Consider the following 15,189-nt stretch of genomic DNA (forward strand, 5'->3'; position numbering starts at 1 on the left):
TCATGTCAGACCTTTCTCTCATTCAGTATGTTCTTATCGCGTTGATTTTCATCTGGAGTGGCTTTGTGCGCTCCGGGCTGGGCTTTGGCGGCGCGGTGTTGTCGTTGCCATTTTTGCTGCTGGTGAAGGACGACCCGCTGGTTTTCTTGCCCATCATTGCGGTGCATCTATTGGTGTTTTCATCTCTGACCATTTGGATGAACAATCGCGGCAACCGTAAGAGTAAAGATGGCGGGGGTGGCGAGAAACTAACCGGGTTTGGGCCGGATGCGTCTGCAAAGATGCAAGAAGGCACGGTTGATTGGCCTTACCTATGGCGAATGCTCGGTATTATGCTGGTGCCCAAGCTGATTGGCGTGTTCGGCCTGTTTACGCTGCCACCCAATGTGCTGAGTGCGATCATTTTTGTGATTGTTGCGATTTACTCGGTGTCATACATCCTGAATCGGCCTTTCCGCAGTAATAGCAAAGCCGTAGACGTGGCCCTGTTGATGACCGGTGGTTACATCAGCGGCACCTCGTTAATTGGTGCGCCGTTAATTATTGCTGTCGCGGCACAGCATGTGGCGCGAGAGAAGCTGCGCGATACGCTGTTTGGCCTTTGGTTTATTCTAGTATTAATCAAGCTCGCAGCCTTCATATGGGTAGGGCTTGATTTGCAGCTTATTCACCACCTGTGGCTACTGCCGTGCGCGGCCATCGGGCACGTGATTGGGCTGCGCTTTCACGACCGTATTCTGAAAGCAGAAACGCCGGTGTTTTTTCGTATGCTGGGGATAGTACTGCTGGCGGTTAGTAGTGTCGGAGCGATTAGCGTGTTGTTTTAGGGGCGTTGGTTGAGGCGGAAACCTTCGGTGATTTCTTGTCTACTCAACCCACTGCCAAGGCGGCGAATCGAGCAACCCCTGCCCCTGAATGATTGTTTCACCAAGCTCTTTATTCAGTGCGATGGGGTTGCAATCGGCGTGTTTTTCTAAGGTGGCGACTAAGCGGGGTGCATGGGAAACCACCCACACTTGTGTCTCGCGCGAGGCTCGGATAATTAGGCGGCCCAGTGCGGGAAGCAAATCCGGGTGTAGGCTGGTTTCTGGTTCGTTTAACACAAGCAGGGAAGGGGGTCGGGGTGTTAGCAAGGCTGCTACCAACAGCAGGTAGCGAAGCGTGCCATCTGAAAGTTCAGCTTGGTTTAAGGGGCGCAAAAGCCCGTCTTGCAGAAACTGCAATACGAAGCGGTTGCCTGCGTCTGCAGTAAAGTTAATCGTGGCGCCCGGAAATGCATCCTCGATTGCGTGGTATAGCGCCTCTCTGTCGCCAATCTCGTAGATGGTTCGAAGGGCGGCAACCAAGCTATGGCCGTCATGATCAAGTACTGGCGTGCGTGTGCCTATCTGTGGTGTGCGAATGACGGATTGCGGGTCGGTTCGGAACTGATCGTAGAAGCGCCAACTGCGAATGGTTTGCCGAACGGCATGCACCTCGGGCACCGCTACCGGGTCGCTGATTTCGTTCAAGATGCTTTCGTACGAATTAAGGTGCGCGTTATACACCTCCCACGTTCGGCCGGAGCGTACTTTCACCACGGGGCCAACGCGGTCGATCAAGCAGCTACTGGGTCTGCAAACATCGCCAACCCAAATGCACTCGCGCTTTATCTCTGGGTCGAACTGAAACATGGAGGGGTCTTGGTAGCCTGCAAACCCCTGTGGTGCTGGCATCCCAAGCGATATGGCGTAACCGAAGTCTTCGCCCACAAAACCTAATCTCAGGCGAGGGTTTTGTTTTTTGGCGGAACCTTGAACAGGAGTAGAACCCTCCTTCATGCCTTTGGTGAGTTGATCCGGCCCGGCCCAGAATGTGTAATCCAGGCCGCCCTCTTGAGCAATCGATGAGATAAGGTTGCCTTTTGCGGTTTCTGCGAGTAGCCGGAGTGATTTATACAGGTTGGATTTACCGCAGCCGTTAGGCCCGGTAACCACGTTTAGGCCCGAAAGGGGAGACACAATGTTTTTTAAACTACGGTAGTTGGACACTGCAAATGCTTTGATCATAGACCCACCTTCTACCCCTTCCGCGCCAATCTTTCCAGCGCCATCAATGTATCGGTGTAATTCACAAACCGGTTTATATACGCGGGTGATAGCCTCTGCATTTCTGCCATTGCCCGGCTTACCAACCGGTGTGCGTTTATGGGACCTGCATCTTGGGGTACTTCCTCAATGGCATGGCGAATACGCTCTTGGAGGGCTTGCTCGCCACGGCCTGCATTTACTCTGGTCATGGCTTTCAGAGGCTGTTGCGTGTTGGAAGGTGCAACGCGTTGTGAAGCATTCGTGCCACCCCCCGACACTCCAAAAATCAACTGTTCTAGCGTTGACTGAGGCTCTGTTGCTGGCACATCCGGTGCTTGGTTTAGTTTGTCTAGCAGAGTTGATAGCTGTGACGGAGGGCTCGTTTCAAGGGCTTGCGAAAGCTCTGCAGACGACTCGTAAGCAGCTGTATAGTCTGCGATAGCTTGTTCCAGTTTCTGCCAATGCCGGGTGTGTTGCAGGCCTTTTGTTTGAAGTCGCAACGCTAGGGCTTCCAGATAGCGGAAACGGACCGGAGCTAGCTGGTCTGCGCCGCAACGCCTGAGAGCGTCGATTCTCGGGTGCAAGGGGGCAGCCTCAAGCGTGGTCGCCATCAGTTCTCTGCCTTCTCGCTTTTGCTTGCTGCTTCCGGTGCTAAAGGTACAGTACTGATTTCCACCCGCCGGTTCTGAGCCCGGGATTCCGCATCTATGTTGGGCACGGCGGGGTGGTGCGGGCCAAACGCGGCGGCGAATACGCGGTCGTTAGGTAGGCCAAGCTCCATTAATGTTCGAGTGACTGTTAGTGCCCTTTGGGCCGACAGGCCCCAGTTGTCCTGATATCGGTTGCCGCTGTGCATGGGCAGATCATCGGTAAAACCGCTGATCATCAGGAGTTCTTCATGCTGAGCGAGATAGGTTTGCAGTGGGGTGATCAGCGCTTCAAGCACCTCCACACCATCTGCCTGTAACTGATCCGAATTCAACTCAAACAGTACGTTGCCGCTGATGCCAATGCGGCCGTTCTGAAAGGTAACTAAGCCTTTGGTGAGTGGATCTTCCAGCGCTTGCTCCAGAGCTATCCGCCGCTGCTCTTCGGCTTCGCGCTTAGCTTTTTCCTCTTCCAGCGACTGGCTGAGCTCCACTTGAACACCGATCACCCACACTAAGATTAGCACCAGAATGCCCACTAGAGCGGCCATCAGGTCTGAGAAAATCGCCCAAATTGGCGTGGATTGCTGTTCGCCGTCTTCCAGATATTCCATTAGCTGGCTCCGCTGGTTTCGGCGTGGTTGGTGATCAGGGCCGACGCTGCATCAATCACATCTTTCTGAGAACTAACGGATAGGTCAATTACCTCACGGGCTTGAGCAACGTAGTAGGCCAATTGCTCATCGTGGCGGCTGCCGGCGTTATCCAGTGCTTTTTGGATGTTGACTAGGCTTTCCTGAAGCTGGGTGTTGGAGGCGCTGAACAGCTCCACGGCTTGTAGGAAGGCTTCGCTAAGTGCGCCCACTTCCTGACTGCTGCCGGTGATGTCTTCACCGAGCTTGCCGAGCTGTTGGCTTTGTTCCTGAATAAGAACATTGAAGCGTTCGCTGATGCCGGTGAGGGTGTCGCCCGCGCCACTGATCAAAGAGTCCACTGCTTGGCGCTGACTGTCGGCATTGCAGCGTTGGGATTCGAGCAGGCTGTCGAGTTCTTGCACCAGCCGTTGGCGCTCTTCCAGTAATTGGTTCTCGCGTTCGCTGTTACGTGCCATCTCGTCTTGCAGCTTGGAAATCACTTGGGCGGCGGCTTTCGGGGTTTCCGAGGCGGTTTCTATCAGGCGGGTCATGGGCGCTTCCAGTCCGGAACCCAGCTCGTTCAGGTGTTTGGTAACGGTTGTTTCCAGCTGAGCCAGTCGCTCGTTGGCAGCTTCGCCCCTTGCTGCTTCTTGCTTGTGCAGTTCAGAGAGTTGCTCGCTGATGCGCGTAATGAGCGCATCCAAACCTTGTTGCTGATGGGTGGCAAGCTTGGCGCTTTCGTCCCGGAAGTGGGCTTGGGATTCCTGCAAGGTGCTTTGCAGATTATGTATTAGTTTTTCTGCGGTTTGCTGGTGTTGATCAAAACCCTTTTGCCAACGTTCACCTGCCTCGTGGCTGGCTTTCTGGAACATGCTTGTGAGGTCGGCCAGTTGCTGATGGGCAGTCGCGGACCAGTTTTCTTGTAGCTCTCCGGCATTGGACTGAAGGGTTGCCATGGCTTCGGTCACGATCGGCTCGATACGTTCGGCGGCAATGCGAGAGCTGGATTCCAGAGCCTTATCTAGGGACTGAGCAACAGAGTCCGCCAGACTCTGGTAATGCGTGCCCACGGTGCTGTGAAACGCCTGCTGGTTCCGGGTCAGGGACTGCTCCAGTTGCTGGCCAAGCTGCTCCATGCGGGTTGTCATGGATTCCATGGCTGCGGCCATTTGGGGTAGGGCGGTGGCTTGGGATTCCAATGCTTTGAACGCTTGCTGGCGCTGGTAGTCTGCCGACAAGTGATGTAACCGCTGGCGTAACGTTTTATCCAGATGGCGTGATACTTGTAAGCGTTCGCGGCGGCTTAAAGTGGAAGCGAGGCCCAGCATGGCGGAGGCTGCCACACCCGCAATAGATGTACCAAAGGCCAGACTCAGCCCGGCAATCGGGGCCGCGAGCGCCCCGCGAATTACGCTGAGATCGGTGCTGCCGTCCAGTGCCGAGGCGGCGCCGCTTAGGGTTACGATCATGCCAGCAAAAGTTCCCAGCAAACCGAGCATCACCAGCAGGCCGACCAGATACGGCGTTAATTGTGGGCTGGGCAGTGCTGCAAAGTGGCCATCAACTCGCTTTTGCACCGAAAACTGAACCTGCTCCGGCAGGCCAGAGAGCCAGCCTTCAAGTTGCTCGCGGCTCTGCGGAACACTGCCAAGGCGCTCGGCGAGCTGTCGGGTGGTGCGACGGAACCCCATCAACTCGATAAAGCCCAATCCGTATACGCAAGCAATAATGCCCGTCACTGAAAGGGCGAGAAGGTCTGAGCCAAGAAAGCGTTGGCCTATCCAAGCCACCACGGCCAGGCCTATGGCAAACGCGAGAAAAAAGAAAAGTCTGCTCATTGAGAGTTCATTACCTCGTTTTGGCAAGCTTCAAGCAACCCCAGCACCGGCTCCAGCCGAACATCCAGTTCAGCGAGTAATAGATTCTGCGCTTCTTCGCAGTAACGGTGGAGCCCGTCATCTGGGGTGCAGCTGGCAAATTGTGCTAGCGCTTGAAACCGCTGTTCCAGCACTTTGGGAATATGGGAGAAACATTGGCTGGTGTAACCGGCCATGGCGTGATCAAACGTTGCATCCAATTCTGCCAGCCGGGCGAGAGTTTGGCTGTGATCCTTCATCGCTTTTCGGGTTTTGTCCCGAAGCTGGCGGCTAACGGCGATGACTTTGCGTTGCAGTGAGAGCCATGAGTTCAGGTAGTGCTCGAAATCTACGCAGTCGTTGGGCTCAACGTCATCACCGTAAGTCTTGATTTTGCGCATCAGCGCTTGGCGACTGTTGGCTAGCTCCTGAATGACACGATCAAAGACAGCCCTCTGATCCATGCCGGTTTGGCGCGCGCGAAACGTAATGGCTGAATCCAGAATAAGGGTGTCGGAAAGTCCAAACAGGCGCCCCAGCCGCTCTCCGCAACAGGGTAGCGGGCCATCAGAAACCGGTGCTCCAGACTGGGCTAGCAGTTGTAGCAATCTATGCTGTGAAATTCCGGCAGAGTATGAAGGTGTTTGAGTCATCGAATAATCGCGCACAGGTTGGGTGCCAGTGAAAACCCCGAGCTTTCAGGGGCGACTATTCTAAAGGGTATGCGGGGTGATTGATAATGACGGACTCGTCAGAGCTGGCAATGAAGAGCGCCTGAACCTATGTGTTCAGGCGCAGACCAGTCAGGCTATGCGATTACCGCTTCGCCATCACCGCTTCGAGTTCATCGGCGCCACCAATCAGTTGGCCGTCGATAAATACCTGAGGGGTTGTGCCCTTGCCAGTTACCGCCTGCAAGGTGCTGTATGACAGACCACCGCCGCCCAGCGTTATCTCTTCATACTTATAGCCCTTTTGCTGTAGCAGCGTTTTGGCGCGAGTACAGTGTGGACACCCGGGTTTCGTGAATATGCTCACCCGTGCCGGTAAGGTCACATCTGGCTTGATGTAATGCAGCATGGTGTCGGCATCCGATACTTCAAACGGGTCGCCCGGCTTGTCTGGCTCGATAAACATTTTTTCGATGGTTCCATCTTTTACCAGCATGGAATAGCGCCAGCTGCGGTCACCAAAGCCTATGTCGCTTTTGCTAACCAGCATTCCGATCTCACGGGTGAAGTCGCCGTTGCCGTCCGGAATAAATTCGATGTTGTCTGCGTGTTGATCTTCTGCCCACGCCTGCATAACGAATGGGTCGTTCACCGATAGGCAGATTACACGATCTACACCCAGCTCCTTGAAGACGGGTGCCAGCTCGTTATATCGGGGTAAATGGGTGCTTGAACAGGTAGGTGTAAACGCGCCCGGCAAGGCGAACACAACAACCGTTTGATCGTTAAACAGTTCATTGCTCGTTATCGATTTCCACTCATTATCAACGCGAATGGGAAACGTAACTTGGGGGACTTTTTTACCTTCCGATGAACTTAGCATTTTAAATTCCTTGGAGTTCGTTGGATTATCTTCGACAGCTAGGGCACTAATTCAAGCCATATTGCCGTGGTCGATCAAACCTGTAAAACCCATCTTCCTCTTCCCGGGCGATGGTGGGGGCAGCCATTCCGAAATGCTTCTCGCGCAGTTCGCCTAGGGCTTGGTCAAGGTCTTCGCCAGACAGGCGCTGAATCAGAGCATCCCGTTCGGCAGAGTAGACTTCGCCCTTCTGCCATTTTGCTTCCCGGATCTGATCTTGTTTGGCCATTCGTTCCACGGCGCCCTCAGAGTAGCCCAGTTGTAGCCTAAGGTCATTAATGGCTTGTTGGCGTTTGTCTGAAGGCATCTGTTCTAACCGATGTTGCACGCTTTCTAAACTGAATAGAGCGTGCCCCAGCGCGCCAGATCCAACAAACTGTAGAGACATACCTCCGCCGTACACTTCTTCGGCGCTGGTTTGCAGCTGATGGGCGAGCTCTGTTAACTGCAGCTCATTGGCGTTTTCCAAGTGCGCCACCTTTTTCCGGAATACTTGAGACTTCTCTTCCAGATAAGATTCTTCTTCTCCCCAGATCTGGCTTGCTAAGGCCCCGAAGATGGCCTCTCGTTGCTGCCAAATCTCCATTTCCTGCTTGAGCGTGGGGAGGGCATGCAGGCGTAATTCATTGTCATCTAACCATGTGTTGTAGCGGTCGAGGTTGGCCATAAGGACCATGATGTCCTCGTGTAGTTCCGGAAATGCTGTTTCTATCGCACTCTCAAACAAGTGAGCGCCGTCTTCCGGGTACTTTTCCATCAATGCTCGTCGTTCGTTATATAGGCGCGCTTGAGTGACAGGATCGGCTATGGTGTCTCCATAGCTTTCCAAATATTGCACAGCCAACTCGACAGCCATCTGCGTTGAGTTTTTTTGGGCGGAGCCGTCCAACGGTTGTTCTGAAGAGGCGCTGTATTCGATTGCATGGGCTACCTGCTGGGTCTGTTCATCGGATTGGTGCAGATACAGGTAGCCACTGATTGCGCCAGCGGCGACGATGACCGTTAGAAGGCCATAACGTATTTTTGAGCTCATGGTTTTGCCTTAAAAAGCATGGCGGCCGCGAATGCGGCCACCAAATTCCAGTTGCTGATTACAGCAGGGGTTGAAGCTTGGGCCAGATTAGATCCGCAATTTTACGCGAGCCACTGTCTGTAGGGTGAATGCCGTCAAAAATAATGTCGCTGTTGTTGATAACGGCGCGGGGATCAACAAAGGTACAGTCCAGCACGGAGTTCTCGCACGCACGAGCCAGAACGGTATTGCCATAATCGACGGCTTCTTTCATGTCCTTCAGGCGGAATAACCCGTTCTTTGTGTAGTAGTACCCCGTCAAAATGCCCTTCCGGACGCCAGCCTCGGCCATTTCATTGAGAAAATCGACACCTTCAACGTAAGTGTCGTTAATAATGTCTATGCACTTCTGGCTTAGCCTTCCGAAGCGGTACCAAGGCGTTTTGCAGCTATTCGAGTTGAACAGAATTGCGGGGATCAAAAGATCGTTGCCGCCAGCGTCACCTACCATAATGTCAATGTTGGGGTCGTCGGCGACAGCCTCGCGAAACTGGTCAGGAATGGAGGGTGCAATCAGCTCACCACTCAGCTCAGCACCGGAGACGGTATAGCGCCGAAAGGTTTGACCTGCTTTGGCCTCAAGCTGATTCTGTATCTCGCCAGACAGCGCGAATATTGAATCACCAATGAAAACCACTTCGTTGTTATCTGCATCCGTAACCTTGTCGTTACTCAGCAGGTAGCCCAGCTCGCTACAACCAGTGAACAGCAGCGCGGCACACATAACGACCGCAGCCCGCAGTTGGGCTGTGCGGCTTAGCGCTGACACAGCTGTTCGTTTTTCATAATTGTTATCCATTATTGCAACTCCGTTTGTAAGGGAAATATCGATTTTTCTTTTGATACTGCGGTATGGATAGTGAACTGAAATGGTTGTTTTTAGAAACTAGAAGGGGGGCTTTATCTTGTCCTAAGCGGCCAGTTGCAAGCCACTGTGAGGCGGGTCACATTGGGCTTCACGCATGAAGCCATGCGTAGGCTGGCATAGGGTAAGAGGGCTCAGTGATAGGGTGGATTTGGGTCCACTGGGAATGCATCCGCGCGCTGGCAACGCGATGTTGGTTGGCCGGTATTTAGTTTCCGGACCAACCAATCAAAATCGGAACATACACGATTAAAAGAAGGACGCTGATTAATGTCAGCAAGTAAGGGATAATTGCACGAGTGATGCGTTCCAGTGGCAGTTGCGTGATTGAGGAAGCCACGTAAAGGTTAATGGCCACAGGCGGAGTGATCATGCCGACCGCTAATCCTACAACGATAACTATGCCGAAATGGATTGGGTCTATGCCCAGCTGGAGTACCAGCGGCAGCAATACGGGTGTGAGGATTATCAAAGCGCTGGCGGTTTCGATGAACACGCCGGTCAGCAGGATAATGCCAACCACTAGCAACATGATGATGTAGGGGTTAGTAGAGATAGATAACACGGCTTGAGCAATGGCGCCAGGCACCTGCCAGCTGGAAAGTGTCCAGCTTAGCACCGCTGAAGTGGCGATCACCAACATGATCACTGAGGTGGTAATGGCTGAGCGAATCAGGATGCGATACACATCTTTCAGCTTGAGATCGCGATAGATGAACAGTGAAACAATTAGGGCGTAGTTGACGGCCACCACTGCCGCCTCACTGGGTGTGAAAATGCCTGAAAATATGCCACCCAGAATGATTACCGGGGTCATCAACCCCCAGCTCGCGCTTTTTAGGGTGCGCCATATGGTGCCTAGTGAGAGGGGCGTGCCTTTTGGGTACTGGCGTTTGTATGCCTGAGCAATCGCAATAGCCATCAACCCCAGTCCCATGGCCAGCCCGGGCAAAAAGCCGTTCAGGAATAGCTCGGTTACCGACTGCTGAGCAATTACGGCATAGATAATCATAGGTACGGAAGGCGGAATCACCACGCCCAAGGTACCGCTTGCAGCAATTAGGCTGGCGGCAGACGCCGGGTCATAACCTTTCTTACGCAATTCCGGCACTAGGCTTGAGCCTACTGCAGCGGTAGTTGCTGCCCCGGAGCCTGAGATTGCGGCAAAGAACATCCCTGCCATCACGGATACTAGCGACAAGCCTCCACGCAGAAAGCCGAAGAGAGAGTCGGCAAAATTAACCAGCCTCTCGCTAACCTTGCCTTGAGCCATCAGATCGCCCGCGAGTATGAACATGGGAATGGCTACCAGCGCGAACGAGTTTATACCCTGAAACATCTGTTGGGTGACGACCATCAGCGGCACGTCAGCCTGACTCAGCGCGACCATGGTGCTGGCACCTATCGCCAAGGCAATAGGCACACCAAGTAGCATAAGCGCGAAGAATAGCCCGAACAGAAGCAGTGTCATTGAGTGGGCCCCTCAACAGGTTCGTCTTTCATGATCAGCTCTACCAAGTCCACCAAGGCATACCAGCACATTATGGCGGCGCTAAGTGGGATCACGGCGTAAACGTAAGTCATGGAAAGTCGCAATGAGGCAGATTTCTGATAGCTTTGCACTTGCATATAGCGATAGCCAATCACTACAAGGGCCACAAGGAAACCGAGCACGGCGAGCGTGGCGAGGATGCGTGCGCCTTTTCTAAGCTGAACCGGCAGGGCATCTACCGCAAATGTCACAGCAATGTGCCTGCCCCGCTGAAAAGCCAGAGTGCTGGCTAAAAAGGTAATCCATACCAGTAAAAAGCGGCTTACTTCTTCAGTCCAGCCGACCGCGCTGAATAACACCCGGGAGACAATTTGTAGGGTAATCACCCCAATCAATGCCGCCATGGCAGCGAAGACCACAGGCTGGAGTATTGCATCCAGCCTGTGTTCAATTCGCTTCAGCAACGTTAGCAGCGATCGAGTTGCTTCTGTCACTTACTTTAAAGCCTTCTGAATACGTGGCAGGTAATCACCGAATTGCTTGCCGTACTTTTCATACACTGGAGCCACTGCCGATTGAAAGGCTGCGATATCCGGATTGTCGTTGATCTGCATACCGGCTTCGCTCAGCTCGGCCAGCTGCTTAGACGCCATTTCGGCGTTTACTTTGCGCTCATGCTCGGCGGCCTCTTGAGCGGCCTGAGCTAGCACATCTTGAGCAGCTTCGGGTAGCTTATTCCAAGCGGGCATGCCCATAACAAAGATGGCCGGGGCGTATGTGTGCCGCGAAAGGGTCATATAGTTCTGAGTCTCGTTGAGCTTGAAAGAGTGAACCACGTTGACCGGGTTTTCCTGCCCATCAATGGTGCCTTGTTGCATGGCGGTCAAGGCTTCTGTCCAGGCCATTGGGATGGCGTTTGCACCTAATGCACGGAAAGTATCCACATACACCGGGTTTTCCATCACACGAATGCGTAGGCCGTCCATGTCTTCCGGCTTGTTGACCGCGCGCTCGCTGTTCGTCAGGTTGCGAAAACCACGCTCGGCATAGGCCAGACCTTTCAGGTTAACATCAGAGAGCTTGTTCAGTAGTTCCTTGCCGATGGGCCCATCAAGCACATCGTAAGCGGCTTGCGGTGAAGGAAACAAAAACGGAAGCTCGAAAACTGCCATTTCTTCGACAAAGTTAGCCACCGGGCCATTGGTAATCACGCCCATATCAACGGTGCCTATCTGCATACCCTCCAGCAGGGTGCGTTCATCACCCAGTGAAGCGTTAGGGTAAAGCTCAATGCTCACAGCACCTTCGGTGCGCTCTGCGACCAAATCCTGAAACTTTACAGCAGCAATATGAAAGCCATCCTGCTCATTGACCACGTGCGCCAAGCGCAGAGTGACCGGGTCCATATCGGCAAAGTTGGAGGCAAAAGCAGTGCTGGCTAGAGCCAGTGATATGCTTAGTGTCAGCGTGTTCAAAGTGAGTTTTGTCATTGTAATTTTCCTTGATAAATCAGGAGGTAGCGTTTTTGAGAAACGTGCCGTCGCTAAAGATAGGGAACGAACGTTGAGCTTAGTTGATTTAAAGTAGAAAATCGATTGGACTGAAGGCTATCCCAGTTACGGTTTTTCAGCCAAATAAAACGGTGCGTCAGCTTTCATGTTTCAGTTATTCCGCCTATGTTGAAGTGACAGTCATATGCCGGAATCGGCGCATAGAGTTCATCTCACGCAGTGCAATAAGGAAGGGCGCCATGCATGTGGTCAGTTGCTCGCAAAATACTCATGTTCCGAGCTTGCAAGAAAGCTACAAAAACATTGTTCGCTGGATCGGCTGGTTAGTCATTACCATCGCTGCTCTAGTTGTGTTGTCGTGGTTTTTCGATATTGAGGCAGGAAAGCGCATACTGCCAGCCTTCCAATCCATGAAGTTCAACACTGCCCTTTGCTTTCTCGCCTGTGGCCTCATTTTTCAGCGTATATCGATACCTGGTAAAGCCATGAGCCGAGACTCTATTGTCGCCTCTCTGGCTTTTCTCATAGTCTTGATATCGGGGGTGACGCTTCTTGAATATGGAATAGGCTGGCAACTGGGCATTGACCAGATTCTGGTGAAAGACCTAGAAACACCAGCACAAGAATGGCCTGGGCGCATGTCTGCAGCCACCGCATTATGTTTCAGCATGATAGGTGGCGGCTGGCTCGCCACAATGCTTACGGCTCGCTACGCAGCACTGATTCTGCAGACTTTGGCACTGATGGTAATCATGATCAGCGGCGCAGTGCTAATTGGCTATGCGTTCGGCGTGCACAAATTCAAGCTGGTTGTTTTCTCCACCATGGCGGTACACACGTCTTTGCTGTTAGTGCTCTGCGGCGCCTGCATGCTCTTTGCCCGACCTGATGAAAGCCTTATGAGATCCGCTGCAAGTTCATACATTGGTGGGCGCTCTCTTCGTAGGCTAATGCCTTTCATTATCGTTACACCGGTGCTAACTGGCTGGCTGAGCATGCAGGGTGTGATGGCGGACTACTATTCCCCTGCATTCGGCTTTGCACTGAGCAGTCTCTCCAGCATTCTCGTGCTTGGCTTCGTAGGCTGGCGTGGGGCGGATGCCCTGAACCGCGAGGAAGAGCGCTTCCGCTCAACGATAGACTCATCGCCTGTTGCTACGATCATGATCGACGACAGTGGCACTATTCAAATGGCCAACCAGCTCGCTCACTCTCTGTTCCTCTATCCAGCAGGCCGACTATTGGGCCAGTCAGTAGAGCAACTGGTTCCAAAAGGAGCCCGCAAGGGCCATGTAGGGTTTCGCCATGACTACCTGCGCAAGCCTGAGGCGCGAATGATGGGGGCTGGTCGGGACCTGTTTGCTCTGCGTCAGGATGGAACAGAGTTTCCGGCTGAAATTGCGTTGAACCCTGTCCAAACGGCAGATGGGCACTATGTATTGGCTGCGATTGTAGATATTACTGAGCGTGTGGAGGCCAAGCGTAAAATCTTGCGCTTGAACCGCATCCACAAAGTTCTTAGCGGAATCAATACGCTGATTGTGCGCGTAAAAAGTTGCGATGTTTTATATGAAGAAGCGACACGAATCACTGTGGAAGAGGGTGATTTACCAGCTGCACTTGTAGTGCAGCAAGACAGGGCGACGGGTAGGTGCGACATTTTGTACGCCCATGCTACCGATGAGCGACTTCAGGATCGGGGTTTGTCTACCTTCGAGATTCATACCGTTCGTGAATGTTTGAACAATCACCGGGTCGCTATTCGTAGTGATTTGGCAGAGCATTGTGACAGCGTGGATTGTGAAGGGTTGGCTGGTCTGGGTGTGCGGGCGCTTGGGGCGTTTCCGTTGACTGCGAGGGATAGTGCGCAAGGCGTAGCGCTAGTGCTTTATCGGGATGAGCCGTTTTCGTTCGATGAAGTAGAAATGAAACTGCTTCATGAGGTCGCGGGCGATATCGCATTCGCGATCGATAACCTGGAAAAAAGCCAGCAACTGGAGTATCTGACGCACTTTGATAGTGTAACGGCGCTTCCGAATCGCTTGTTACTGGCCGACCGGTTGCAGCAAGCGTTGTTTCAGGCTGATAGCCAGCAAGGCGTTCTCTGCGTTTTGTATGTAAACATCGACCGTTTTAAACAAATCAACGACAGCTTGGGGCACGCTGGCGGTGATGATGTACTTAGGGAGGTAGCGAAACGGATAGGTGATTGCGTTGGCAAGGGCGATACCGTATCTCGCTGGGGAGCCGATGAGTTTATTGTTTTGCTTCCAGGTCAGAGTGCCGCAGAAGTCTCGGATGTCGCGAAATGTATAGTGGGTGAGCTGCACTCAGTTATCGTGATGGAGGACGGTCGGGAGCTCTTTGTCTCGTGCAGTATGGGCATTGCAGAATACCCGCGCAGCGGAAAAGACATGGATGCGGTAATTAACAGTGCCCGAAGTGCTATGGCAGCTATCAAAGCACAAGGGGGCAATGACTATCAGCACTTCGATCCTGTTAGCGATGATGCGCACGGTGATGGTCTGGCGCTGGAGACCTCTTTGCGACATGCGCTGCGTAGGAATCAGTTCCAGCTGCATTATCAACAGCAGATCGAGATTGCCACCGGGCAAGTTGTGGGTCTGGAAGCACTTTTGCGTTGGCAGCACCCGACGGAGGGTATGATAGCGCCAGACCGCTTTATCCCGCTGGCAGAAAAAACAGGGCTCATCGTTCCAATTGGTGAATGGGTGTTGCGCGAAGCCTGTCGTCAGGGAGCCGCCGGCCTCGGACTAAAAATGGCTGTGAATCTCTCCGCCCGCCAATTTCACCAGAAAAACCTCGTTGGCGTTATTCAACAGATCCTGAAAGAAACCGGCATGCAACCGGCTAATCTGGAACTGGAGATCACCGAAAGCGCTCTGTTATACGACGTCGAATCTGCAATAGAAACAATGACAGAGTTGGCAGGCTTGGGCTTGAGCATTTCTCTCGATGATTTTGGTACGGGATACTCAAGCCTGAGTTATCTCAAGCGCTTCCCCATAGATACCCTCAAGATCGACAAATCCTTCATTGCAGAGGTAACAACAGATTCGGGCAGTAGAGTCATTGTGAATACCATTATCGCCATGGCTCATTCGCTAGAACTTAAGGTTGTTGCGGAGGGCGTGGAAACCGAGGATCAACTCGTGCTGCTCTATGAGCGCGGTTGTGATCAGGCCCAAGGTTATCTGTTTGCCCGACCACTGCCCTACGACGAAGCGATAAACGCAGGGCGCCCTTGACCACTTTGCTTTTTTGTCTCCGCTGGGCTGCACCATAACTGAGCGCATTGCTTCAGGGTGCACATTATTGGGCTCCTGCCTATTCGTTATAGCGCTAAAGCTCTTCTCATTTTATGCTCTAATTAACTGAAAAAATTCATTTATTTAAGGTTTGGATCGCCTGATGCATAAGAGGTTGCG

13 protein-coding genes are annotated in these 15,189 nt (G+C 52.9%); 2 read left to right on the plus strand and 11 right to left on the minus strand.

Features of this window, described 5'->3' with window-relative positions:
* Nucleotides 1-2 precede the first annotated feature (2 nt).
* Nucleotides 3-827 (plus strand): sulfite exporter TauE/SafE family protein, encoded by an 825-nt coding sequence (locus tag FE845_RS16700; RefSeq protein WP_200367212.1) that lies wholly within the window; start codon nucleotides 3-5, stop codon nucleotides 825-827.
* A gap of 39 nt (nucleotides 828-866) precedes the next feature.
* On the opposite strand, the gene FE845_RS16705 is transcribed toward FE845_RS16700, so the two are convergent.
* From FE845_RS16705 to FE845_RS16755, 11 genes are all read right to left on the minus strand, one after another.
* Nucleotides 867-2,048 (minus strand): AAA family ATPase, encoded by a 1,182-nt coding sequence (locus FE845_RS16705; protein WP_200367215.1) that lies wholly within the window; start codon nucleotides 2,046-2,048, stop codon nucleotides 867-869.
* A gap of 11 nt (nucleotides 2,049-2,059) precedes the next feature.
* Nucleotides 2,060-2,680: a DUF2894 domain-containing protein gene (locus FE845_RS16710; protein WP_200367217.1), complete on the minus strand. Its 621-nt coding sequence runs from the start codon at nucleotides 2,678-2,680 to the stop codon at nucleotides 2,060-2,062.
* Entirely contained in the window at nucleotides 2,680-3,330 is a 651-nt protein-coding gene (locus FE845_RS16715) for an OmpA family protein (RefSeq protein WP_200367219.1), read from the minus strand. Before FE845_RS16715 ends, FE845_RS16710 begins: the two co-directional genes overlap by 1 nt.
* Nucleotides 3,330-5,189 (minus strand): DUF802 domain-containing protein, encoded by a 1,860-nt coding sequence (locus FE845_RS16720; protein WP_200367221.1) that lies wholly within the window; start codon nucleotides 5,187-5,189, stop codon nucleotides 3,330-3,332. Before FE845_RS16720 ends, FE845_RS16715 begins: the two co-directional genes overlap by 1 nt.
* A complete protein-coding gene (locus tag FE845_RS16725) occupies nucleotides 5,186-5,860 on the minus strand; it encodes a DUF3348 family protein (RefSeq protein ID WP_200367223.1) in 675 nt (224 codons plus the stop codon). The genes FE845_RS16720 and FE845_RS16725 overlap by 4 nt, the downstream gene beginning before the upstream one ends.
* A gap of 163 nt (nucleotides 5,861-6,023) precedes the next feature.
* Complete coding sequence (locus tag FE845_RS16730; RefSeq protein ID WP_200367225.1) at nucleotides 6,024-6,761, minus strand: glutathione peroxidase; 738 nt, start codon at nucleotides 6,759-6,761, stop codon at nucleotides 6,024-6,026.
* Nucleotides 6,762-6,807: 46 nt separating this feature from the next.
* Nucleotides 6,808-7,833, minus strand: coding sequence for a lipase secretion chaperone (locus FE845_RS16735; protein ID WP_200367228.1), 1,026 nt, complete (start codon nucleotides 7,831-7,833; stop codon nucleotides 6,808-6,810).
* Nucleotides 7,834-7,891: 58 nt separating this feature from the next.
* Nucleotides 7,892-8,671 (minus strand): SGNH/GDSL hydrolase family protein, encoded by a 780-nt coding sequence (locus FE845_RS16740; protein WP_200367230.1) that lies wholly within the window; start codon nucleotides 8,669-8,671, stop codon nucleotides 7,892-7,894.
* A 274-nt stretch (nucleotides 8,672-8,945) separates the two neighbouring features.
* Nucleotides 8,946-10,208: a TRAP transporter large permease gene (locus tag FE845_RS16745; protein WP_200367232.1), complete on the minus strand. Its 1,263-nt coding sequence runs from the start codon at nucleotides 10,206-10,208 to the stop codon at nucleotides 8,946-8,948.
* Nucleotides 10,205-10,723: a TRAP transporter small permease gene (locus FE845_RS16750; protein WP_200367234.1), complete on the minus strand. Its 519-nt coding sequence runs from the start codon at nucleotides 10,721-10,723 to the stop codon at nucleotides 10,205-10,207. The genes FE845_RS16745 and FE845_RS16750 overlap by 4 nt, the downstream gene beginning before the upstream one ends.
* Nucleotides 10,724-11,719 (minus strand): TRAP transporter substrate-binding protein, encoded by a 996-nt coding sequence (locus FE845_RS16755; RefSeq protein ID WP_200367236.1) that lies wholly within the window; start codon nucleotides 11,717-11,719, stop codon nucleotides 10,724-10,726.
* A gap of 260 nt (nucleotides 11,720-11,979) precedes the next feature.
* On the opposite strand from FE845_RS16755, the gene FE845_RS16760 reads away from it, so the two are divergent.
* Nucleotides 11,980-15,009: an EAL domain-containing protein gene (locus FE845_RS16760; protein WP_200367238.1), complete on the plus strand. Its 3,030-nt coding sequence runs from the start codon at nucleotides 11,980-11,982 to the stop codon at nucleotides 15,007-15,009.
* The last annotated feature ends 180 nt before the right edge of the window (nucleotides 15,010-15,189 follow it).

The organism is Marinobacter sp. 1-4A, from assembly GCF_016597725.1.
In the GTDB taxonomy this organism is placed as follows: Bacteria; Pseudomonadota; Gammaproteobacteria; order Pseudomonadales; family Oleiphilaceae; genus Marinobacter.